The organism is Aquitalea sp. USM4 (assembly GCF_004328945.1).
In the GTDB taxonomy this organism is placed as follows: domain Bacteria; phylum Pseudomonadota; class Gammaproteobacteria; order Burkholderiales; family Chromobacteriaceae; genus Aquitalea; species Aquitalea pelogenes.
The window spans coordinates 4,138,365-4,160,837 of record NZ_CP029539.1; the positions used below are offsets into that span (position 1 = coordinate 4,138,365).

Consider the following 22,473-nt stretch of genomic DNA (forward strand, 5'->3'; position numbering starts at 1 on the left):
GGCCTCATGCACCTGCAATAAAAAACAGCGACACCATGCCATATAACTGGCCCTGCCAGAATGCGACCAAATGTCGCAAGCCGCCAATACCCTTTATTTTCAAGTGGTTTTTCAAGTGCGGCATAATGTCGCAATCAGAAAAACATAGCGCATAAATAAAAAAAGCCGCCTCGGGGGAGGCGGCACTCAAAAAATGTTTGAAGTTTGTTTGAGGTAACAAAATAATATATTCATTACCGCAATATGAAAATGTGACACATTGCCGCAGGATGGCAAGCATTGAAATAATCATGAAATGAATTGCCCACCTGGTCAGGGTGGGCAATTCCTGCATGGTCAGTGCAGTTGAAACATTGGGTTAGCAAGCCTTGGAGTGCTTGTATTCCGGAATCCACTATAAATAAAAAGCCAAGCAAATAAAATGTGGCATATTGTCGCAGTTTAAAACAAACCCCTATAGAAACAGGGCCTGCATTTGAAATGCAGCCTACCAGCGCAGTACCAGCATCAGGACTGCATGCTGCGACAATTTGCCGCAGGCTCCCACACTGCCCTTTCCTTACAATGACGCGCTTGTCACCCCCATGTCGAAAGCATCATGACCAGCCGCCGCACCACTTTGCTTGCTCTTTGTCTCTCCTCCCTGCTTGCCCTGCCCGCCTTTGCCAAACCGCTCACCATCAGCGATGCCCTTAACCGCAAGGTGGTGGTGGATGTCCCGGCCAAACGCGTGGTGCTGGGTTTCAATTTCGAGGATTTCACCGCCATTGCCGGTACTGACGGCTGGAAGCGCGTGGTGGGCATCAGCAAAAACCCGTGGGCAGGCTGGCGTCCCGCCAACTGGGCGCGTTACCAGCAGGTGATTCCGGCACTCAAGACCATGCCGGACGTGGGTTATAGCGAGGACAACACCTTCAGCGCCGAAAAAGTGATTGCACTGAAGCCGGACGTGCTGATCCTGCCCGAAGGCAGCTTCAAGGTGCTGGGCACTGCCGTGCAGCAAATCACCCAGGCCGGCATTCCCATTGTGGTGATCGACTACAACGCCCAGACGCTGGAGCGGCACCTGGCCAGCACCCGTGCCATTGGCGCGGTGATGGGCAGCAATATCCGTGCTGAAGAACTGGCACAGCAATACCAGCGCAAATACCGCGACATCCTGCGCCGCGTGGCACTGGCCAAGGCCACCAGCAAGCCACGGGTGTATGTGGAACTGGGCCGCGACGGCGCAGACACGGTGGGCAATACCTACCGCGACACCATGTGGGGCAAGCTGCTGGACACGCTGGGCGCGGACAATCTGGCCAATGGCCGCATTGCCGCCAACTGGGGGCCGCTGAACCCGGAGGCCGTACTGGCCGCCCAACCGGACTACATCTTCATTGCCGGTTCGTCCTGGGTAAACCGCCCCAAGGCGGTAAAACTGGGCTATGACCATAGCGCGGCGGATGCGCGGGCCAGCCTGCAAGCCTATCTGGGCCGACCGGGCTGGAGCAGCCTGCCAGCCGTACGGCAACAGCATGTCTATGCCATCGAGCACGGCCTGTGCCGCAGCCTGAACGACTACACCGCCATGGCTTTTATCGCCAAGCAGCTGTACCCGGCCCAGTTTGCCGATGTCGACCCGCTGGCCGAATTGCGCCAGTACCACCAGCGCTATCTGCCTGTTGCCTATAGCGGCAGCTGGTTGCTGTCCCTCAAGCCATGAGCACGCTGAGCCTTTCGCTGGCTGGCCGCTGGCAGTCCCGGCTCAGCCGCAGTGGTTTGCTGCTGCTTGCCTCACTGCTGCTGGCTGGCAGCTTACTGCTGGACATTGCCAGCGGCCCGGCACAGCTGAGCATCAGCCAGGTACTGCACAGCCTGCTGCAAGGTGAAGGGGGCGATGGGGTCATCGTGTGGCAAATCCGCCTGCCGGTGGCGCTGATGGCGCTGGCAGTGGGAGCTGCGTTGGGCGTGTCCGGCCTGATCATGCAGACCGTGCTGCACAACCCGCTGGCTTGCAGTTATACGCTGGGCATTTCCGCCGGTGCCGGTTTTGGTGCAGCGCTATTCATTGTGGCGGGCAGCAGCCTGGGCCTGGCCGAGGCCTGGGGCCTGCCGCTGAGTGCGCTGGGCTTTGCCTTTGTGGCAGGCAGTGCGGTATTGCTGATTGGCCGCAGGCGCGGTGGCAATGCCGAATCCTATGTGCTGGCCGGCATTGCCTTGTTATTCCTGTTTCAGGCCTTGCTGTCCTTGCTGCAATACCTGGCCTCACCGGATGCACTTGCCCAGATCGTGTTCTGGCTGTTTGGCAGTCTGTACAAAAGCGGCTGGCATGCAGTGGGGCTGATGTGGCTTACCCTGCTGCTGGGCTGTGGCTTGCTGGCGCGCGACGCCTGGCGCTTTACCGCGCTGGGCCTGTCGGATGAGCGTGCCGCCAGCCTGGGTATTGCCGTGGCCCGCCTGCGCTGGCGGGCGCTGGCCCTGGTGTCCTTGCTGACCGGCGTGGCCGTGGCCTTTGTCGGCACCATCGGTTTTGTCGGGCTGATTGCCCCGCACATGGCGCGCATGCTGCTGGGCGAGGACCACCGGCTGTTGATTCCCGGTGCTGCGCTGTCCGGTGCCTTGTTGCTGTCGCTGGCCTCGGTGCTGGGCAAATGGCTGTCGCCCGGCGGGCTGATTCCCATCGGCATTGTGACGGCGCTGATCGGCCTGCCCTTCTTCCTGCTGTTGATCCTGCGCAGCAAAGGCGGGCAATAAGATGCTGCAACTCGAACAACTATCGGTAAGGCTGGCCGGCAAAACCGTACTGCACGGACTGAACCTTGCCAGCGGCCCGCAAGGCAGCATTACCTGCCTGCTGGGCCCCAATGGCTGTGGCAAGTCCACCCTGCTGCGCGCCCTGGCCGGGCAACTGGCCTATGGCGGCAGCATCCGGCAGGCCCATCAACCCGACTGGCAGCACCGTCACGGTACAGTGCCGGCCAGCGTGGCCTGGCTACCGCAGGACTGTGGCAGCAGCAGCCGGCTGAGTGCACTGGAAGTGGTGTTGCTGGGCAAGGTGCAAACCCTGGGCTGGCGAGTGCCGGAAAGCTTGCAGCAACAAGCGCGTCAGCAACTGGCACAGCTGGGTTTGTCTGCAGTGGAACAACAGCCGCTGGGCCAGTTGAGCGGCGGCCAGCGCCAGATGGTTTTTCTGGCGCAAGCCCTGATGCGTGAACCGTCCATCCTGCTGCTGGACGAACCCATCAGCGCGCTGGACTTGCAACACCAGCAACAGGTGCTGGCGCTGATCGAACAGCAAACCCGCCAGCGCAATATGCTGACCATCATGGTGCTGCACGACCTGAATGCCGCCCTGCGTTACAGCCAGCATTGCTGGCTGCTGCAACAGGGACGCGTGCTGGCGGCGGGCAGCAGTGCCGAGGTGCTGCACCCTGCCCTGCTAAGCCAGCTGTATGCCACGCCCATCTCCAGCATCAAGGCAGATGACGGCTTTGCGCTGTTTTACCACGGCCGTCAGGCCCTGCCGGCCTGAAAACCGTGGCATCCCCGCTCAGGCAGCAAAAGCACGGCACTGCTTGATGCAGGCAGCGCAGGACTCCATGCAGGCGCGGCACGGCGCGTGCATGCTGTGCTGTTTGCAGGCTTTTTCACATACGGTACAGGCCTCCAGCGCCACTTTGGCCATGGCCGGCAACAAGGCCGAATCCTGTGCTGCCAGGCTTTGCAAGGCAGTACAGGTCGCCAGCATCTGGTTGACAGCCTTGGAGCAATCAGCCATCGAATCATCACCATTACCCAGCAAGAACAGGCAATGAGCGAGGCAGCGCTGGCCATCCAGCACACACTGGCTGGCCGCCTCACCCAATGCCGCCGCTTTACTGACTGGCGGCTTGCCTGCAGGCATGGTTTCGGCACGCGCAGCTGCACTCATGGCAGCCAGGGTCAGGGCAGCTACCGCGCCCATGGCTTCACGACGTTCCATACATTCTCCTTTACCGGTCCGGGACATGAAGCCGTCATGCTACGCCAATTCAGCCATGCCGCACACAGCGTAAGTGGCGCAGCCCCTTTGGCAGATCAATCGCCTGACTGTTGTCGAGCGGTCACCCGGCTGTCTCCTTTCAATAAACACTCCCTGCCCTGATAGCGTCTGCCCCGCGAGATTCACTTTCACAGCGCGCCCGCTGGCTGACCATTTGGGTGCAGCCATGCCTTGCATCGGTGCATTGCAGCCCCCGGTTGCATGCCACCTGCCCGCCCCCATGAAGTTGCAATTCGCACCAAAGCCTTGTCTGGCGGGCTTCTTCAAACCTGGCACGATCATTGCAAGATGCAAGCCATACCACTGGTCAGACCAGTCTGACCGGACAGACCACCAGAGAGCACAACATGAACGTCCCACAACAAATTGCCCAAGCCTTGCAAAGAAAGCTGCAGGACGGCCACTACCGCGCCGGGGAAAACCTGCCGGGCCAGCGCGAGCTGGCCGAAGCCATGGGGGTGAGCCGCGCCTCGCTGCGCGAGGCCATTTCCATGCTGGAAGCACTGGGGCTGGTGAAGTCGCAGCCGGGCAAGGGCGTGCTGGTGACCACCGGTCAGGTGCGCCAGCACAAGGACATCCCGGCCGGGCCGTTTGCGGCCAGCCCGCAAGCCACTTTTGAATTCCGCATGGTGCTGGAACCAGCGGCGGCCGCGCTGGCCGCACGCCATATCACGCCGGAGGGCAAGGCTTTGCTGTGGCAGATCCAGTCCACGCTGGAAGACGCACTGAAAAACCAGGATCTGGTGGCCGCCGCAGAAGCCGACCTGGCGTTTCACCTGCAAGTGGCCCGCCTGTCCGGCAATGCCCTGTTTCATCAGGTAGCCCGCTCGCTGTCGGCCCCCATCGGCCACAGCCTGCGGCTGCCCTTTGCCGACCACCTGCATATCTGGGAAACCGCCCACGAGCATCAGGTGGTCACCGACGCCATTACCCAGGGCAAGCCGGAAGAAGCCCGTCTGGGAATGCTCAACCATTTGCGCAATGCCGCCGCCAGAGTGGGACTGCAGATGGACTCGCTCTAAGCCACGCCAACATCCTGTTCATTCCCTGGAGAAACCGTCATGCATCGTCGCACTTTCACCCTCGGCCTGCTGGCCGCCAGCCTGCTGGGTAGCCTGTGGGCCTTGCCGGCCAAAGCCGAACGCCTGGCCAGCATCAAACAGGCAGGCATCATCAAGATTGCCATTCCGGCGGACTTTCCGCCGTTTGGTTCCACCGGCCCGGACATGAAACCGCAAGGCTACGACATCGACACGGCAGAACTGATTGGCCGCGAACTGAAAGTGAAAGTGGAGCTGGTGCCGGTCAGCAGTGCCAACCGCATTGCCTACCTCACCACCGGCAAGGCGGATTTGTTGATTTCCAGCCTGGGCAAGAACCCGGAGCGGGAAAAGGTCATCAATTTCTCCGTCGCCTATGCGCCTTTCTTCAATGGCGTGTTCGGCACTAAGGATCTGACGCTGGACAAGCCCGAAGGGCTGGCTGGCAAGACAGTGGGCGTGACCCGCGGCTCGATCGAGGACCTGGAACTGAGCAAGGTGATTCCGGCCAGCGCCAACCTCAAGCGCTTTGAAGACAACAACGCCACCATTGCCGCCTATCTGGCCGGTCAGGTGCAAGTAGTGGCCACCGGCAATGTGGTGGCCGCCACCATCAATGCGCAAAGCAAGCGCCCGCGCCGGCTGGAGCAGAAATTCCTGATCAAGAACTCGCCATGTTACGTGGGGGTGAACAAGGACGATCCGCAACTGCTGGAACAGGTGAACCAGATCATCAACAAGGCCAAGAAGGATGGCGAGCTGAACCGCATCTCGCTCAAGTGGCTGAAAACACCGCTGGCCAGCGCACTGCTGTAAATCCAGCCTGTGGCAGCTGGCCGTGCCGCAGCATGCGGCAGGCAGGCTGCCCCTTTCCTGCCCACCCGGGAGAATGGTGATGAGTTATCAGTTTGACTTTCTGGCCGTGGCCAGAGAGGCGCCGGAACTGGCCGCAGGCCTGGCCCGCACCGTAGAGCTGACCGCAGTGGCCTGTATTGCCGGTTTGCTGATCGGCATTGTTGGTGCGGTATGCCGCGCCTGGCAGTTACGCCCGTTCAACACCCTGTTTGCCGTGTATGTGGAAATGTTCCGCAATACGCCGTTTCTGGTGCAGCTGTTTTTCCTGTTCTTCGGCCTGCCCACCCTCGGCATCGACATTGCACCGGACAGTGCGGCCATGCTGGCCATGGTGATCAACCTGGGTGCCTATGCGGTGGAAATCATCCGCTCCGGCATCGAGGCCACGCCCAAGGGGCAGATCGAAGCCGCCCAGGCGCTGGCCCTCAAGCGCTGGCAGATTTTCCTGCACGTGGTGCTGCGCCCGGCGCTGTTGCGGGTGTGGCCGGCCATGACCAGCCAGGTGGTGATCGTGATGCTGGGCTCGGCGGTGTGCGCGCAGATTTCCACCGAAGAGTTGAGCTATGCCGCCAGCCTGATCCAGTCGCGCAATTTCCGCGCCTTTGAAACCTATTTTGTCACTGCCGGGCTGTATCTGGCGCTGGCGCTACTGCTGCGCCAGACCCTGCTGCGCGGTGGCGGACGACTGTTGAAACGGGGACGACCATGAACGATTTCACCCTGGGCGACATCCTGCTGGCCTTGCTTCATGGCTTGCAGTGGACGGCCATCCTGTCGCTGACCGCTTTCGTGCTGGGCAGCTTGGGCGGGCTGATCATCCTGGCATCACGCCTGGCGCATCGTCCGGCACTGGTGTGGCTGGCCAAAACCTTTATCGAGGTATTCCAGGGCACGCCGCTGTTGATGCAGCTGTTCATCGTGTTTTTCGGCCTGTCGCTGGGCGGGGTGGAAATTCCGCCCTGGCTGGCTGCGGCACTGGGGCTCACCCTGTACACCAGCGCTTACCTGGCCGAAATCTGGCGCGGCTGCGTCAACGCCATTCCCAAAGCCCAATGGGAAGGGTCGGCCGCGCTGGCGCTCAACCGCTACCAGCAAATGCGCCATGTCATCCTGCCGCAAGCCCTGCGCATGGCCATTGCGCCCACCGTGGGCTTTCTGGTGCAGGTGGTGAAGGGCACTTCCGTTGCCTCCATCATCGGCTTTGTCGAACTCACCAAAACCGGCGGCATGCTGGCCAATGCCACCTTTGAACCCTTCCTGATTTACGGACTGGTGGCCGCAGGCTACTTCCTGCTGTGCTACCCGCTTTCGCTGTATTCGCGTCACCTGGAAAGGACACTCCATGTCGCTCGTTAACATTACCGGCCTGCACAAGCATTACGGCCCCAACCATGTACTGAAAGGCGTGGACCTGACGGTAAAGCAAGGCGATGTGGTCACCCTCATCGGCCGCAGCGGTTCGGGCAAGAGCACCTTGCTGCGCACCATCAACGGCCTGGAAAGCTTTGACCAGGGCAGCATCACCCTGGCCGGCCAGACCATTGGCAGCCGCGATGCCAAGGCCTTGCAGCAATTGCGCCTGCAAGTGGGCATGGTGTTCCAGCAGTTCAATCTGTTTCCGCATCTCACCGTGGGCGAAAACATCATGATGTCGCCGCGCGTGGTCAAGGGCGAGTCGCCCCATGTCCTGCGCGAAGAGGCCCACGCCCTGCTGGCCAAGGTGGGCCTGGCCGACAAGTTTGACGCCTGGCCGGACCAGCTCTCCGGCGGCCAGCAGCAGCGCGTGGCCATTGCCCGGGCGCTGGCGATGAAACCCCAGGTGCTGCTGTGTGACGAAATCACCTCGGCACTGGACCCGGAACTGGTCAACGAAGTGCTGTCCGTGGTGCGGCAACTGGCACAGGAAGGCATGACGCTGATCATGGTCACCCATGAGATGCGCTTTGCCCGCGATGTCAGCAACCACGTGGTGTTCATGCATCAGGGCAAGATTCACGAAGCAGGCCACCCGGCCGATTTGTTCTCCCGGCCGCAAACCCCGGAGCTGCAAAACTTCGTCAGCGCCGTGATGTGACACTGCCCGATCAAACCAAGGAAACACCATGAACCACGCTGTTTTGACTGCCCCAGCGGCCCTGCTGCCGGACTGGGCCAGCCAGGCCATCAACCTGGCCGACCCGCGCATTGGCGCACGCGGCCTGTATGCCAGCGACGAATTCTTTGCGCCGCTGGCGCGCATGCTCAACCCGGAAGCCGCCATTTTCGTGCCCGGAAAATACGACGAAAACGGCAAGTGGATGGATGGCTGGGAAACCCGCCGCAAGCGCCACCACGGTCACGACTGGAGCATCATCCGCCTGGGCAGGCCGGGGCGGATTGCCGGTTTTGATATCGACACCAGCCATTTCACCGGCAACTACGCACCGGCCATCTCGATAGAAGCCACCCATTGCGCCGACGACAGCCTGCAAGCACTGGAGCAGGCCGTGTGGCAGGAAATCCTCCCGTCCGTGGCACTGGGCGGCAACCAGCATCACCTGCTGCAAATCAGCAATGACGGTGTCTGGAGCCACTTGCGCCTGCGCATTTACCCGGATGGCGGCATTGCCCGCCTGCGCGTGTACGGCCAGCCGGATACCGCATCCGCACTGCAAGTGGTGGCAGAGCCGATTGACTTGGTGGCGATGGAAAACGGCGGCCGCCCCATTGCCTGGAACGATGCCCACTTCGGCCATCCGTCCAACCTGCTGTTACCCGGACGCGGCAGCAATATGGGGGAAGGCTGGGAAACCCGGCGGCGGCGCGAGCCAGGCCACGACTGGTGCATTCTGGCACTGGGCGTACCGGGCGTGATCGAACGCATTGTGGTGGACACCGCCCACTTCAAGGGCAATTTTGCCGATCGCTGCTCCTTGCAGGCAGCTAAGGCGCTTAGCAGCATGCCGGCCGCGCTGATTGCCGAAAGCCAGTTCTGGCCGGTGCTGCTGCCGGAAACCCCGCTCACCATGGATGCCATCCACCATTTTGCCGATACCGTGGCCAAGTTGGGGCCGGTCAGCCATGTGCGGCTCAACATCCACCCGGACGGCGGCATTTCGCGCTTGCGCCTGTTCGGCCAGGTGGCCAGATGAAGTCCGGCCCCCTGCTCCATGCCGAAACCCTGACGGCTGCAGCCTTCCAGCCCTTTGGTGAGGTGATGGAAGCCAGCCCGGATGCCCGGCAGTTTGCCATCAATGGCGGCAATACCATGCGTTTCCACGACCTGGCGCAGCTGGATGCCGGGCCGGATGGCCGCCTGATGGTCAGCATCTTTCGTGGCCAGCCACGTACCCTGCCGTTCGAGGTGCACATGATGGAGCGCCACCCGCATGGCAGCCAGGCTTTCATGCCGCTGTCCGGTCTGCCGTATCTGGTGGTGGTGGCCCCGCCCGGCGCCGCCCCCACTGCCGACACGCTGAGGGTCTTTCTTGCCGGACCGCAACAAGGGGTCAATTATGCGGCGGGTGTGTGGCATCACCCCTTGCTGGCGCTGCACCAGCCCTGCGACTTTCTGGTACTGGACCGGGACGGCAGCACCCCCAACTGCGATGAAGTGCAACTGCCATACCCGGTACTGATCAACGCCTGACAGCCCGTCAGGCTGTATTTCTTGATGATGCAGCCCAGGCGGGCTGCATCTGACACGCCTCCCAACGCAACAGCGCTGGTCCACCGCCCCGCCCGACTTGCCATGCGGTGCCAAGCAGGGAAAGGGTTTGTCCGCGAACAGGCACAGCGCCAGCGCAACAAATCCGTCATTTGACGCAATTTCATATTTCGATAAAAATGGAAATATGGAAATACTGAACGCCGCCGAAATTCTTGCCGCCCTCGGGCACGAGTCCCGTCTTGCCATCTTCCGCCTGCTGGTGCAAGCCGGCCCGGATGGCATCAACGCCTCTGCCATCGGCGAGCAACTGGGCATCCCCAATGCCACGCTGTCCTTTCATCTGTCGCACCTGAGCCGTGTTGGCCTGATCAAGGGCGAGCGCGAGAGCCGCTTCATCCACTATTCCGCCGCCTATGAAACCATGGATGAACTGATTGCCTTCCTGGCCCACAACTGCTGCCAGGGCAAGGCATGCCTGCCAAAGACCAGCGCGTGCGACAACGTCGCCAAGCGACGCAACAAGAAAACCGAACCCCAGGAATAATGACCATGAGCCAAGCAAAAACCGTCCTCGTGCTGTGTACTGGCAACTCCTGCCGCTCCCAGATGGGCGAAGCCATCCTTAACCACGAGCTGGCAGGCCTGGTGCGCGGCATTTCTGCCGGAACCAGCCCGCAAGCCAGGGTTGCCGATGGAGCCATCGAAGCCCTGCGGCTGGCGGGCCTGCCAACCGATGGCCTGTTCCCGAAAACCGTCGAAGACGTGATGGACCAGGACATCGATCTGGTGGTGAGCGTGTGCGACAACGCCAGGGAAACCTGCCCGGTCTTCCCGCGTCCGGTCAAGCGCATACACGTGGGTTTTCATGACCCGCACGGCGAGCCGCTGGAAAGTTTCCTGGCGGTGCGTGATGACATCCGTGCCCGTCTGGTGCCTGCGGTACGCGCCGCACTGGGTTTGTAAGGAGCCGCCATGTCTGTCGTGCAATGTGAAGTCAATGCCAAATCCGCCGCCGGCGCGCCCATGAGCGTGTTCGAGCGTTACCTCACGCTGTGGGTGTTCCTGTGCATCATCGCCGGCATTGCCGCCGGGCAGTTGGCACCGCACGTGTTTCAGGCTGTCGGCCAGATGCAGATCGCACAGGTGAACCTGCCGGTCGGCCTGCTGATCTGGGTGATGATCATCCCGATGCTGGTCAAGGTCGATTTCGGTGCCTTGCATGAAGTGAAGCAGCACCTTCGCGGCATAGGCGTCACGCTGTTTGTGAACTGGCTGGTCAAGCCGTTTTCCATGGCTTTTCTCGGCTGGCTGTTCGTGCGCCATCTGTTCGCCCCCATGCTGCCGGCCGAGCAGCTGGATAGCTATATCGCCGGGCTGATTCTGCTGGCAGCCGCACCCTGTACCGCCATGGTGTTTGTCTGGAGCCGCCTGTCCAGTGGCGACCCGCTGTTCACGCTATCGCAGGTAGCGCTGAACGACAGCATCATGGTGTTTGCCTTCGCCCCCATCGTGGCCTTCCTGCTGGGCATTTCGTCCATCACCGTACCCTGGGATACGCTGCTGACCTCGGTGCTGCTCTACATCGTCATTCCGGTTCTGCTGGCACAGGCGCTGCGCAAGGTCTTGCTGGCCAGGGGACAGGCCGCCTTCGATGCCGCCATGGCCAGAATCGGCCCGTGGTCCATCACGGCGCTGCTGGCCACCCTGGTGCTGCTGTTTGCCTTCCAGGGTGCCGCCATCATCAAGCAACCACTGGTCATTGCCTTGCTCGCCGTGCCCATCCTGATCCAGGTTTTCTTCAATTCGGCACTGGCCTACTGGCTGAACAAGGTGGTGGGTGAGAAGCATAACGTTGCCTGCCCGTCGGCACTGATTGGCGCATCCAACTTCTTCGAACTGGCCGTAGCGGCAGCCATCAGCCTGTTCGGGTTTGAATCAGGCGCAGCGCTGGCAACAGTCGTCGGTGTACTCATTGAAGTGCCGGTGATGCTGCTGGTGGTAAAAGTGGTCAATGCATCAAGGGACTGGTACGAGGCCCCGAACACTTAAGGAAAGAATCATGAAAAAACTTGAAGTTTTTGACCCGGCCATGTGTTGCTCCACCGGCGTGTGCGGTGTCGATGTGGACCCGGTACTGGCCCAGTTTGCAGCCGACCTGCAATGGGTGGCAGCGCATGACGTCACGGTTGAGCGCCACAACCTGGGGCAGGCACCTCAGGCCTTTGCCGCCAATCCGGCCGTGCTCAAGGAAATGGAAGCCGGCATGGACCGCCTGCCCATCCTCGCCGTTGACGGGCATATCGTCTCCACCGGCATGTACCCCTCGCGCACCCAATTGGCCCAGAAGCTGGGCATTGCGCTGACCACCGCCGAGAAACCGCGCATCAAGGCCGGCAGCTGCGGCTGCAAGCCCGGTACCTGCTGAACAGGAGTGCACCATGTCGCTGCCCATCATCCACACCCGCTACCTGTTCTTTACCGGCAAGGGTGGCGTCGGCAAGACCTCTCTGTCCTGCGCCACCGGCCTGGCGCTGGCCGAGGCCGGCAAGAAGGTGCTCATCGTCAGCACCGACCCTGCCTCCAATCTGGACGAGGTACTGGGTGTGGAGCTGAAGCAGTCACCGACAGCCATTCCCGGCGTGCCAGGCCTGTTTGCCCTGAACATCGACCCGGAAGCCGCCGCACAGGCTTACCGGGAAGGGATGGTGGCGCCCTATCGCGGTATCCTGCCCGCTGCAGCCATCCAGAGCATGGAGGAGCAATTCTCCGGTGCCTGTACCGTCGAGATTGCCGCTTTCGATGCGTTCTCGAAGCTGCTGGGCGACCCGGCGGCGACGGCCGGATTCGACCACGTCATCTTCGACACAGCACCCACCGGCCACACGCTGCGCCTGCTGACACTGCCTTCGGCCTGGGACGAGTTCATCTCCTCCTCAACCGGCGGCGCTTCCTGTCTGGGCCCGCTGGCCGGCCTGGAAAAACAGAAGGCCTTGTACGCTGCAACGGTAGCCCGGCTGTCCAGCGCCAGCGAGACCACCATCATTCTGGTCGCCCGCGCCGACACGGCCTCCTTGCGCGAGGCCAACCGCACCCGGCTTGAGCTGGCGGAACTGGGCATTGGCAAGCAGATGCTGGTCATCAACGGTGTGTTCTGCAGCGACACGAAAGGGGACGAGATTGCTGACGCAATGGCAGCGCGCGCCGCTGCAGCCATCGCCGCCATGCCAGCAGAGCTGGCAATGCTGACGCAAACCCGCATCCCCTTCCTGCCACGCGGCACGGTGGGGCTGGATGCACTGCGCGAGTTGGCACACCCGGAAACAGTCGCGGCACCACACTGCACCGCCATGCCACAAACCGCCCTGCCACCGAAGCTGCATGGTCTGATCGAGGATATCGCCGCAACAGGGCATGGCGTCATCATGACCATGGGCAAGGGTGGTGTCGGCAAAACCACGGTGGCTGCAGCCATTGCAGTTGCACTGGCAAAAAAGGGCCATCAGGTAGTGCTCTCCACCACCGACCCGGCGGCCCACACCGCAGCAACCATTGACGGTGCCCTGCCCGGACTGGTGGTGACACGCATCGACCCGGTGCAGGAAGTGAAGCAATACACAGCAGAAGTGCTGGCCAAGGCCGGACAGCATCTCGATGCAGCGGGACGCGCCTTGCTGGAAGAAGACTTGCGTTCGCCCTGCACGGAAGAAATCGCCGTCTTCCGCGCCTTCGCCCGCACGGTGGATGAAGGCAGAAACGGCTTTGTGGTGCTGGATACCGCACCAACCGGCCATACCATTCTCTTGCTTGATGCAGCCGAGGCCTACCACAGGGAAGTGATGCGCACCCAGGGCGACATGCCCGATGCCGTGCGCCAATTGCTGCCCCGGCTGCGCGACCCCGGCTATACCCGCGTGCTTATCGTGACACTGGCCGAAGCCACACCGGTCCATGAGGCAGAACGCCTGAGCGCCGACCTGGCGCGGGCAGGCATCCAGGCACATGCCTGGGTCATCAACCAATCGCTGTTGGCCAGTGGAAGCCGGCATCCCGTTCTTTGCCAGCGTGGTGCTTATGAAGTGCCATTCATCCGCCGCGTTGCAGACACGCTGGCGAGACAAACAGCACTGATACCCTGGCTGGCAGAAGCACCGGTTGGCGTGAAGGGTCTGGAGCACCTTGTCGGCACCTGACGCAAAGCAGATGAACGAGGTTTGACGTCAGGACCGAATGCATTGAGCTAGCGCAGACTGCTGCTGCGGAACAGGCCAGGTGCCATCCCTGCCTGCTTTTTGAAGAATCGGCAGAAATAGCCAGGGTCGGAAAATCCGAGTTCATAAGCCAGTTGAGAAATTGATGTACTGGTGTAAATCAGTTTCCGGCGCGCTTCCAGAAGTAGCCGTTCCTGGATGAAGCCAAAGGCGGATTTGCCGAAATTCTTCTGACTCAGGCGATTAAGCCGGCTTTCAGTCAGGTTGAGTTCTGCGGCATAACGTTCGACAGTCCAGTGCTCGGCATAGTGTGTTTCCACCAGTTCGCGAAACCGTACCGTCAGGCCAACAGTTTTTTCATCGGTGTTCTTTTCGGTTTGCAGTTGGACCCGCACCAGCAAAAGCAATAGCGCCCTCACCTGCCATACTTGCAGGCGGATGCTGGCAGGGCCGGGGTTATTGAACTCCGCGGCAATTTGTTCCAGCAAGGCCAGGATGCGTGCGGCACTGCAGTTTCCTTCATTTTCCAGAACCATCACACCGGCTTTTCCCTTGAGAATGGAAAACATCTGTGTTCCATCCTCGGATTCCGCCGCCAGCCCGGAAGCATCAAGCGTAAGGACATAGCCCCTGGTCTGTGATTCAAACTTGAAAGCATGAATCACCCCTGGCGGGATAATTACCGCAATTGCAGATTCATATTCCTGTTCTTCACTATCCAGCTGCACCCGCGCCGTGCCAGAAAAAACAAATAACAATTGCAACATGCCTTCATGGGTGTGCGTGTCTATCTGCCAGTTCCGGGCGGCACTGCGTGTCGATATTTCTTCTATATGGAGATATTCCCGGCTGATGCTGGTGGGCTCTTCTCCATACAAGGAAAATGCAGGTACAAGAATATTCATATCGGAAAAATACCAGCAAAAGAATGAATACAGTCTCAATCAGGCCAGTCTGCATAAAAAAAGTACAAGTCTTTGCACTGATTGTCCATTGGTGCAGCGGACCATGAAGACTAGTCTCTCCATTGCCAGCAACTGGCATCGCGGCAAACGGGTTCCGTGACAATTCCCGAGCTTTTGCATTTGCACAGGGAAGGCCGCGATTTTAAAAAGGAGACATGAATTGAAAACAAGTGTTTGCATTATCGGTGGCGGCCCATCCGGCCTTATGCTTTCGCAACTGTTGCATCTCAAGGGAATCGACACGATTGTCCTTGAAAGGCAAAGCCGGGAATATGTGCTGCGCCGCATTCGCGCCGGGGTTCTCGAACACGGTTTCGCAGCGTTGATGCGTGAAGCCCAGTGTGGCGAACGCATGGACCGGGAGGGCGAAATTCACGATGGCTTTATCATTGCCCATAACGGCAAACAGCGCCGTGTTGATTTGCACAAATACAGCCACGGCAGCTCGGTTGTTGTTTATGGCCAGACGGAACTTACCCGTGATTTGTACGAAGCACGTGATCGCATGAATGGCATCGTCATCCATAATGTAGAAGATGTTCAGCTTCATGATTTGCTATCCGCCAATCCGCATGTCACTTACCGGACAGGCGACGAAGTTGCACGTATTGATTGCGACTACATCATCGGTGCAGACGGTTTTCATGGTGTAAGCCGCAAGTCGATTCCCAAGACAGTACTGAAAGAATACGAAAAGGTTTATCCCTTCGGCTGGCTGGGTGTCCTGTCCCGTACCCGGCCGGTTTCGCCGGAATTGGTTTACGCCAGGCATGATCGCGGCTTTGCCCTCTGTTCACTTCGCTCGCAGGTGCTGAGTCGTTACTATATTCAGGTACCATTGACCGACAATATTGAGGACTGGCCCGACGACAAATTCTGGGATGAATTGAAACGACGTTTACCGGAGGAAATAGCAGCCCGTCTGGTTACCGGCCCTTCAATAGAAAAATCAATCGCTCCGCTACGGTCCTATGTGGCGGAACCCATGCGCTATGGCAGCCTGTTCCTTGCTGGCGATGCTGCGCATATCGTGCCACCGACCGGTGCACGTGGCCTTAATAGTGCGGCATCAGATATTTATTACCTGTATCACGCGCTGCTTGCACACTACCAAAACAATGACAATACCGGTCTGGATACCTACTCCGAGAAAGCACTTGCACGTGTATGGAAGGCGCAGCGATTTTCCTGGTGGATGACGACAATGCTGCATACTTTTCCGGAAAGTAATTTTTACGATCAGAAACTGCAACAAACCGATCTTGAATACCTGTTCTCATCCGAAATGGCTCAGGGAGCGCTGGCGGAAAACTACGTCGGATTACCGTTTTAACACCTGCCAGCTGATAATGTGGGTTTAATGGCGTGCAACACTTGCCATTAAACCCACAATTCTTTTCTGTCCTGTCATGAATCGGCTTTTCATGTTTGATCTCCATGGCTGTCTGAATCGGCACTAATATCCGGCACCACTCAATAGCGTGGCACTGGTTTATTCCCTATCCGTCGTGAAGATAAAAAGAGGGGTGGATGCGACAGCATGCCGCATCCACCCCAACTTCCCGGTCATGCTACAAAGCTGCTTGTCCGGGAAGCACAGGAGAAGGGAAACAATGCGCGCCGTACCAGCTCCTCTGCCGAGCCGTCATCGCGCAGCCCAAGACGTCGTGCAACGGCATCATCAAGGACGGGATAGCGGCCAAAGACGGCTTCCACCTGTTCTTGCGGGGCATAGCGCACCAGTGTCCGGCCATCGACGCCATACAAGGCAGAGAGGGTCTCCACCATTTGCAGCATGGACAGCCTGAGCACCGGCATCGCCCAGGTGCGCTCGCTGTGACCATCCGTGTCCAGCGCCGGGTCCATGGTTGCGGCATGCAGCAGATTCTCGGCACAGCGCCGGGCTGACATCCACCAGGCGGTGGCCTGCGGGCCGACCGGCAGCGTTACTGCTTCGCCTGCGGCCAGGGCATGCATCAGTTCGCTCATGAAGGCCGACACCAGCCCCGAGGCCACGCGCGGACGCGCCACAATGCCCGGCAGCCTTAGCGATCGGCCATCCAGCTGTCCACGGCGCGTTGCGTCGGCCAGCAGTATTTCGCAGGCGCGCTTGTGCGCGCCATAAATCAGCGCTGGCCGTGTGGGCGTGGCCGGCGTCACCGGGTCTGGCAAGGGCGTGCCATAGACGGCAATGGTGCTGGCATACACCACCACCGGTGGCCTGGCCGATGCCGCACGCTCGGCGACCAACGATGCAAACAGGTCCAGCGTGGCATCCAGATTGACGCGGCGGCTCAAGGCCGGATCGGCTTCAGCCGCGCCCCCAGGCAGGGCGGCCAGATGAAAGCAGACATCCGCTGCAAAACTGGCGATACGCGCCTGCACCTGCGCATCCTGCAATTCGCCTTCGATGCGCTCAACCGTGCCGGGCAGCGGCGGCAATTGCCGGTCCAGCGCCGCCAGAGCAGTGATGGGCTGAGCGCCCACCTGCCCTGCCTGCTGCAGCAACTGCAACAACACGGTGCCGATGAAGCCGCCTGCGCCAGTGACCAGAACCTTCATGACGCCTCCACCACGCGCTGTTGCACCACGCCGAAGGGGCCTGGGCGGCCATCCTCGTAGCAGGCCTGCATGCGGACCTCATCGCCAAAGCGCATGAAGCCGGTACGGATTTCGCCCAGGTCGATCTTTTCGATCACCCGTCGCTCCGCGATGCAGGCCGAGCCTGCCGTGCGCGCCACATTGGACACCGTACCGGAACCGATAATGCAACCGGCGGTGAGGCGGCGGCTGTGCGCAGCGTGGGCGATCAGCTGGCCGAAAGAGAAGTTCATCTCGCCACCGTGCGGCTGACCAAAACGCTCGCCATTCCACTGCACATGCAAGGGCATCTGCACGCGACCATCGCGCCAGGCCTCGCCCAGTTCATCGGGCGTGACGGCGATGGGCGCAAAAGCGGTGGACGGCTTGGCTTGCAGGAAGCCGAAACCGGTCTTCATTTCATGCGGACCAAGTGCGCGCAGGCTCCAGTCATTGAGCTGCACCACCAGACGCACGGCGCGCATGGCTTCATCCGGCGTCGCTCCCATGGCGACCGGGCCGATGACGACACCGAACTCGCCTTCGAAATCGATGCCCTCCTGCTCCGAAGGGAGCGGCACGTCCTGATGCGGGCCGAGGAAGTCATCGCTGGCGCCCTGGTACATCACCGGAACCGTGTCGAACTGCGGAATCGGCGGCGTCTTGAACGCCTCCTCCATCAGGCGGCCATGATTCAGAAAGGCCGAGGCGTCCAGCCACTGCGGCGCGCGCGGCAGTGGTGCCATGCACTGCTGCGGATCGAAGGCAATGACGCCCTCGGCGCGGCCTGCGTTGAGTGCCTGATCGTGTGCAATCAATGCCGCCAGCACCTCGTCCCAGCGCGCCATGGCATCGATCAGGCTGCGGGCGACCTGTGGCACCGGCAAGGCGCTGCGGGCATCGCGGGACACCAGCACCAGCCTGCCATCGGGGCTGCCGTCACGCAGTGTGGCGAACTTCATGCTGCATTCCCCCTGGAGAGTTGAGCGGCAATCGCCGGGTCGTATTGGCCATCAACCAGGACAAACAGCATGCGGCAAGGCTTGCCCGAGCGATTGGCCCAGGCATGGTTGGTGCCACGCTGCACCACCACGCTGCCGGGTTTCAGGGCGACTTCGCCGCGCTCCAGCACCAGCGTCATCTCGCCTTCGATGACGATGCCGTAATCCACAGATTCGGTGCGGTGCATCAGCGGATGTGGCGAGTCGGCCTGCACGGTGGAGGCGGCAGCTTCACCGATCTGGCTGAAGGCTTCGTGCATCTTGCTGTCGGCGCTGGCAAGAAACTCTGCGGTATCGGGCGGAATATCGACGAAGCGGATGCGCGTGCCTTGCTCCGGCGGCGAGAGCACCAGCGCACCCAGGGTAGGATCGGCACCGTTGTCCACGCACACCGGGGTGGTGCTGGTGCTCCATACCTCATGGAACAGCGTGCCGGGAATGGCTGCCACTTCAACGATGGTGGGCAGCGGGCCGTCGCTGCTGACGATAGACCGGCCTTGCGCGTCGTGGCCGGTGACGACGCGGTGAATGGGGGGAAAGGACATCATGAGCTCCTGTAAATGGCTTGCCTGGCGTCAGTCTGCTGCTGGTAAAGCAGGCATTCAGGGTTCGTCGAAAATCGCCACCGCCCGCGTCCAGCCGGCGCTGGCGCCACGGATCTTGTGCGGGAAGCAACTGATGGTGAAGCCATGGCCGGGCAAGGCTTCCAGGTTGTGCAGTTTTTCCAGGTGGCAATAGCCGATGTCACGGCCGGCCTTGTGCCCTTCCCAGATCAAGGCCTTGTTGCCGGTTTCGGCCACGCGCCTGGCGGTGTAGGAAAACGGCGCGTCCCAGCTCCAGGCATCGGTGCCGGTCAGGCGTACGCCGCGTTCCAGCAAATACATGGTGGCTTCGTAGCCCATGCCGCAGCCGGCACCGAGATAATCCGGCTGTCCGTAACGCGCACCGGCACGGGTGTTGACCACCACGATGTCCAGCGGCTGCAGCTGGTGGCCGATGCGCCTGAGTTCGGCTTCCACATCGGCGGCGGTAGCGACATAGCCATCGGGAAAATGGCGGAAGTCCAGCTTGACGCCAGGCTGGAAGCACCACTCCAGCGGCACTTGGTCGATGGTGATGGAGGGGCGCGCACCGCCGTTCCTGGCATCCTGGGTGGAATGAAAATGCCAGGGCGCATCCAGATGAGTGCCATTGTGTGTGGTCAGCGTTACCCACTCGGCAGCGGCGGCCTCGCCGTCGGGATAATCCTCGGGCCGGGTGCCGGGCAGCATGGCCATGAATTCCGGCAGGGTGTCGGCATGGGTCTGATAGGTGATCTTCGGCGCCAGCGGCGGCGGATCGGAGAGCACGTCGTTTTCAAGATAGATGGACAAATCGACAAAACGATGACGCCGACGGGCTTGCAAGGATGCGGTCATGCCAGTGCCTCCTGGGTTTGAACAGCGCTGCTGCGCGGCAGCCGCGAGAAACAGAACGATGCAGCCACACCCAGCACCAGCGTCACCGGCCCCAGGCTGGCATAACCCCAGCCCTGTACCAGCGTGCCACCGAGGATGGGGCCGATGGCCGCACCGGTCATCAGCATGGCGGGCGTGGCCGCCATGGCACGGCCACTGCGGTCCAGCCGGGCCATCAGGCCAAAGGCAAAGGTGTGGGTGAAGATCATCACGGCGGCAAACACCGAAGCCGCCGCCGCATAAGGCGCAAAGTGCACCGAGGACATGATCACCACCACCAGCAGGGCCTGCACCAGCGGGCCTGCCATCAGCACGGTGCGGGCCGGCAGGCGTTTTTCCAGCAGCGCAGCCAGCGGTGCCGGCAGCAGGTTGACGAAGCCCAGTGCGATCAGCACGCCGGTCACGGCGTTCAGGCCGAAACCACGATCACTGCCGACGCGTTCCAGAAAGCTGAAGGTCATGGATTGCACCAGCCCCATGCAGGCGATGCCGACAATGCCGTACCAGATCTGGCGCGGCACTGGCTGGCGAGGCTGGGTGACCCGTGGCAGACCATCCCCAGAAGGACGCGGAAAGGCCAGGGCGCAGGCCAGTGCACCCACGGCCATCACACCGGCAAACAGATAGAACAGCACCGGGCCACCCAGGCTGGCGACAATCGGCGGTGCAGCGCCGAGAAACAGGATGGCGAACACACCCAGCGCAATGCCCACCAGCGCAAAGCCGCGATGCGGATTGCTGCCCCTGGCGATGGTGCCGTGCGTAACGCTCAGCGACATCCCGGTGGTGATGCCGCATGCAGCATGCAGCGCAGCCAGCAGCAGGTAGTGGCTGGTTTGCGCCGCCACGGCAAACAGCAGGGCCGACAGGCTGAAGCCGATGGCGGCCTGCCAGCGCGCCGTGTCCGGGTTGAAGTACGGCGCCAGCATGGCGCTGGCCAGCACGGCCCCGCCCAGGAACAGCGAAGCCAGCAAGCCGGCCTGCATGGGGTCGAAATGGTAATGCGCCACCAGCGTGCCGACCCAGATCGGCAGCGCGACCAGGTCTATCATGCCGGCGCAATGCGCCAGCATCAGCGCAGCCAACGCTCGCTTGGAATTGCTCGTGATCATCTTGTCTCCTTGCGTTGCACGCAAATTGAGAAACATCAATCGTCCATGTGGTCCGGAAATTCAGATCGGCAGCGCCAGCGCGGCATGCGACTCGCGCATGATGCGGGAGTGCTCTTCCTTGTCGCCGCCTTCGACCTCGATCTCGCCCAGCCGCGCCGAGTTCTCCACCACCATGCGGCAGCGCTCCCAGCGGCGCTCTTCGAAGGCCGACAGGGCCAGCGGCACCTGGCGATGGCGCGCCAGCTCCTCGGCCAGCACCAGGGCGTCTTCAATGCCGATGCAGGCACCCGAAGCCAGGTGCGGGGTTGTGGCATGCACGGCGTCGCCGATGAGCACCACCCTGCCCCGGTACCACGGACGCGGCAAAAGCAGGCCCTCCAGTGGACGGAAGATGATGCGGGCCTTGTCGTCAATCTGCTCGCGAATGGTCTGCAACACCGGAGCGCTGAAGCCTTCCAGCAGGCCGCGCAGATGGCTGACGAAGGTCGCCGGATCAACATGCTCATTCACCGGGCGCGGCTCGGTGACGAAAAGGTACATCTCGTCCCGGGAAACCGGATTGACGCCCGGCTTGATGCGCGGCCCCAGCCACATGGTGGCCGTGACGATTTCTGGCGGGCGCGGCAGCACTGCACGCCACACCGCCTGACCGCTATAGCGCGGCTTGGGGGCGTCGGGAAAGACCTCGGCGCGCAGCTTGGAATAAAGACCGTCAGCGCCAATCACCAGGTCGTAGCGGCGGGTCTGGCCGTCGGTGAAGTCCACCTCGACTTGCTCGCCGACTTCGCGCAGTGCGGTGAAGGTGCAGCCCAGGCGCACGTCGGTACCCGCGGCGCGGGTGGCATCAGCCAGGATGCGGGCCAGTACCGGCCGCAGGATCGCGCCGCCGCCCGGTACATCGGGTGCAGCCAGGCGCGGCGTGGGCAGTTCGGCAACTTGCGGGCCATGCGGCAGATACAGGCGCACGCCGTCACCGGCTGCGCCTTCACGCAGGAAGGCGTCAAGCACACCCAGCTGCTTCAAGGCGCGCAGGGTGGCCGGTCCCAGACTGATGCCGGCGCCATAGTTGCGCCACTGGGCGTCCAGTTCGACCAGTTCGACGTGTGCGCCACGGCGGCGCAGGTCGATGGCGGCCGACATGCCGGAAAAGCCGCCGCCAATGATGAGGATGCGTTGTGCTGCTAGTGTCATGATGTGTCTCCTTTATTTTCTTGTTGAATTTTTCTTGCACGAATTAAATCTGCTCACCCCCGGCCACATGCAGGCCACCTGCGTCATCGATGCGCAATGGCACCGGGGTGAGCCTGTCGCCCAGGCAAGGGCCGAGCGTGCATAACCCGCTGAGTGGATCGAACAGCGCGCCATGGGCGGCACAGACCACGTGCTGGCCGCCAGCATCGAGATAGGCATCACGCCGCCACGGCAGCGGCGTGCCGTGGTGCGGGCAGAAGTCCCGCCAGGCGCGCAGCTGTTCGCCCTTGCGCAGCAGGAAGATGGTGGCCTGCCCTGCGCCTGCGGTATCGAAACCGCGCGCGCCGTCCTCGGGCAATTCGCTGATATGGCACAGGTACATGGCTGT

The 22,473-nt window shown here is 61.5% G+C and carries 26 protein-coding genes; 16 read left to right on the forward strand and 10 right to left on the reverse strand.

Annotation, left to right across the window (positions count from 1 at the left end):
• Positions 1 to 4: 4 nt before the first annotated feature.
• Positions 5 to 334 carry a hypothetical protein gene (locus DKK66_RS18980; RefSeq protein ID WP_131360559.1) on the reverse strand — a complete coding sequence of 110 codons (330 nt, stop codon included), beginning with the start codon at positions 332 to 334 and terminating at the stop codon, positions 5 to 7.
• A gap of 264 nt (positions 335 to 598) precedes the next feature.
• Between DKK66_RS18980 and DKK66_RS18985 the strand changes: the two genes are divergently transcribed.
• From DKK66_RS18985 to DKK66_RS18995, 3 genes are read left to right on the forward strand one after another with little or no spacing between them, the layout of a single operon-like run.
• Complete coding sequence (locus DKK66_RS18985) at positions 599 to 1,708, forward strand: ABC transporter substrate-binding protein (RefSeq protein WP_131360561.1); 1,110 nt, start codon at positions 599 to 601, stop codon at positions 1,706 to 1,708.
• Positions 1,705 to 2,739 (forward strand): iron ABC transporter permease, encoded by a 1,035-nt coding sequence (locus DKK66_RS18990; RefSeq protein WP_131360563.1) that lies wholly within the window; start codon positions 1,705 to 1,707, stop codon positions 2,737 to 2,739. Before DKK66_RS18985 ends, DKK66_RS18990 begins: the two co-directional genes overlap by 4 nt.
• Before the next feature lies 1 nt (position 2,740).
• Entirely contained in the window at positions 2,741 to 3,517 is a 777-nt protein-coding gene (locus DKK66_RS18995; RefSeq protein ID WP_131360565.1) for an ABC transporter ATP-binding protein, read from the forward strand.
• 18 nt (positions 3,518 to 3,535) lie between these two features.
• Here the strand turns inward: DKK66_RS18995 and DKK66_RS19000 are convergent, their stop codons facing one another.
• Positions 3,536 to 3,967: a four-helix bundle copper-binding protein gene (locus DKK66_RS19000; protein ID WP_131360567.1), complete on the reverse strand. Its 432-nt coding sequence runs from the start codon at positions 3,965 to 3,967 to the stop codon at positions 3,536 to 3,538.
• Between the two features lie 407 nt (positions 3,968 to 4,374).
• Between DKK66_RS19000 and DKK66_RS19005 the strand changes: the two genes are divergently transcribed.
• From DKK66_RS19005 to arsA, 12 genes are all read left to right on the forward strand, one after another.
• The gene (locus DKK66_RS19005) at positions 4,375 to 5,049 is read left to right on the forward strand and encodes a FadR/GntR family transcriptional regulator (RefSeq protein WP_062790388.1); all 675 of its coding nucleotides are present in this window, start codon (positions 4,375 to 4,377) and stop codon (positions 5,047 to 5,049) included.
• A 39-nt stretch (positions 5,050 to 5,088) separates the two neighbouring features.
• Positions 5,089 to 5,883: a transporter substrate-binding domain-containing protein gene (locus DKK66_RS19010; protein WP_062790348.1), complete on the forward strand. Its 795-nt coding sequence runs from the start codon at positions 5,089 to 5,091 to the stop codon at positions 5,881 to 5,883.
• A 79-nt stretch (positions 5,884 to 5,962) separates the two neighbouring features.
• On the forward strand, positions 5,963 to 6,631 hold the full coding sequence (locus tag DKK66_RS19015) for an amino acid ABC transporter permease (protein WP_062790385.1): 669 nt from the start codon (positions 5,963 to 5,965) through the stop codon (positions 6,629 to 6,631).
• On the forward strand, positions 6,628 to 7,278 hold the full coding sequence (locus DKK66_RS19020) for an amino acid ABC transporter permease (RefSeq protein ID WP_131360569.1): 651 nt from the start codon (positions 6,628 to 6,630) through the stop codon (positions 7,276 to 7,278). Before DKK66_RS19015 ends, DKK66_RS19020 begins: the two co-directional genes overlap by 4 nt.
• Positions 7,265 to 7,996, forward strand: a complete 732-nt coding sequence (locus tag DKK66_RS19025; RefSeq protein ID WP_131360572.1) for an amino acid ABC transporter ATP-binding protein — start codon at positions 7,265 to 7,267, stop codon at positions 7,994 to 7,996. Before DKK66_RS19020 ends, DKK66_RS19025 begins: the two co-directional genes overlap by 14 nt.
• A gap of 28 nt (positions 7,997 to 8,024) precedes the next feature.
• Complete coding sequence (alc, locus tag DKK66_RS19030; RefSeq protein ID WP_131360574.1) at positions 8,025 to 9,053, forward strand: allantoicase; 1,029 nt, start codon at positions 8,025 to 8,027, stop codon at positions 9,051 to 9,053.
• Positions 9,050 to 9,550 (forward strand): ureidoglycolate lyase, encoded by a 501-nt coding sequence (locus DKK66_RS19035; RefSeq protein ID WP_131360576.1) that lies wholly within the window; start codon positions 9,050 to 9,052, stop codon positions 9,548 to 9,550. The genes alc and DKK66_RS19035 overlap by 4 nt, the downstream gene beginning before the upstream one ends.
• Positions 9,551 to 9,755: 205 nt before the next feature.
• Entirely contained in the window at positions 9,756 to 10,115 is a 360-nt protein-coding gene (locus DKK66_RS19040) for a helix-turn-helix transcriptional regulator (protein ID WP_131360578.1), read from the forward strand.
• Between the two features lie 5 nt (positions 10,116 to 10,120).
• On the forward strand, positions 10,121 to 10,534 hold the full coding sequence (locus DKK66_RS19045) for an arsenate reductase ArsC (protein ID WP_131360580.1): 414 nt from the start codon (positions 10,121 to 10,123) through the stop codon (positions 10,532 to 10,534).
• A gap of 9 nt (positions 10,535 to 10,543) precedes the next feature.
• Complete coding sequence (gene arsB, locus DKK66_RS19050; RefSeq protein WP_207389823.1) at positions 10,544 to 11,620, forward strand: ACR3 family arsenite efflux transporter; 1,077 nt, start codon at positions 10,544 to 10,546, stop codon at positions 11,618 to 11,620.
• Between the two features lie 10 nt (positions 11,621 to 11,630).
• On the forward strand, positions 11,631 to 11,996 hold the full coding sequence (arsD, locus tag DKK66_RS19055) for an arsenite efflux transporter metallochaperone ArsD (protein ID WP_131360582.1): 366 nt from the start codon (positions 11,631 to 11,633) through the stop codon (positions 11,994 to 11,996).
• A gap of 13 nt (positions 11,997 to 12,009) precedes the next feature.
• Complete coding sequence (gene arsA / locus DKK66_RS19060) at positions 12,010 to 13,761, forward strand: arsenical pump-driving ATPase (RefSeq protein ID WP_131360584.1); 1,752 nt, start codon at positions 12,010 to 12,012, stop codon at positions 13,759 to 13,761.
• Between the two features lie 47 nt (positions 13,762 to 13,808).
• Here arsA and DKK66_RS19065 read toward each other — a convergent pair whose 3' ends face one another.
• Entirely contained in the window at positions 13,809 to 14,684 is an 876-nt protein-coding gene (locus DKK66_RS19065; protein WP_131360586.1) for a helix-turn-helix domain-containing protein, read from the reverse strand.
• A 220-nt stretch (positions 14,685 to 14,904) separates the two neighbouring features.
• Between DKK66_RS19065 and pobA the strand changes: the two genes are divergently transcribed.
• The gene (gene pobA, locus DKK66_RS19070) at positions 14,905 to 16,077 is read left to right on the forward strand and encodes a 4-hydroxybenzoate 3-monooxygenase (protein ID WP_131360588.1); all 1,173 of its coding nucleotides are present in this window, start codon (positions 14,905 to 14,907) and stop codon (positions 16,075 to 16,077) included.
• Between the two features lie 233 nt (positions 16,078 to 16,310).
• On the opposite strand, the gene DKK66_RS19075 is transcribed toward pobA, so the two are convergent.
• From DKK66_RS19075 to DKK66_RS19105, 7 genes are read right to left on the reverse strand one after another with little or no spacing between them, the layout of a single operon-like run.
• The gene (locus DKK66_RS19075) at positions 16,311 to 17,306 is read right to left on the reverse strand and encodes an NAD-dependent epimerase/dehydratase family protein (RefSeq protein WP_131360590.1); all 996 of its coding nucleotides are present in this window, start codon (positions 17,304 to 17,306) and stop codon (positions 16,311 to 16,313) included.
• Complete coding sequence (locus tag DKK66_RS19080; protein WP_131360592.1) at positions 17,303 to 18,286, reverse strand: fumarylacetoacetate hydrolase family protein; 984 nt, start codon at positions 18,284 to 18,286, stop codon at positions 17,303 to 17,305. Before DKK66_RS19080 ends, DKK66_RS19075 begins: the two co-directional genes overlap by 4 nt.
• Positions 18,283 to 18,873, reverse strand: coding sequence for a cupin domain-containing protein (locus tag DKK66_RS19085; protein ID WP_197715523.1), 591 nt, complete (start codon positions 18,871 to 18,873; stop codon positions 18,283 to 18,285). Before DKK66_RS19085 ends, DKK66_RS19080 begins: the two co-directional genes overlap by 4 nt.
• Before the next feature lie 54 nt (positions 18,874 to 18,927).
• Positions 18,928 to 19,743 carry a cyclase family protein gene (locus tag DKK66_RS19090; RefSeq protein WP_131360594.1) on the reverse strand — a complete coding sequence of 272 codons (816 nt, stop codon included), beginning with the start codon at positions 19,741 to 19,743 and terminating at the stop codon, positions 18,928 to 18,930.
• Entirely contained in the window at positions 19,740 to 20,894 is a 1,155-nt protein-coding gene (locus DKK66_RS19095) for an MFS transporter (protein WP_131360596.1), read from the reverse strand. The genes DKK66_RS19090 and DKK66_RS19095 overlap by 4 nt, the downstream gene beginning before the upstream one ends.
• A 60-nt stretch (positions 20,895 to 20,954) precedes the next feature.
• Positions 20,955 to 22,085, reverse strand: a complete 1,131-nt coding sequence (locus DKK66_RS19100; protein ID WP_131360598.1) for an FAD-dependent oxidoreductase — start codon at positions 22,083 to 22,085, stop codon at positions 20,955 to 20,957.
• Positions 22,086 to 22,128: 43 nt separating this feature from the next.
• On the reverse strand, positions 22,129 to 22,467 hold the full coding sequence (locus DKK66_RS19105; protein WP_131360600.1) for a Rieske 2Fe-2S domain-containing protein: 339 nt from the start codon (positions 22,465 to 22,467) through the stop codon (positions 22,129 to 22,131).
• Between the last annotated feature and the right edge of the window lie 6 nt (positions 22,468 to 22,473).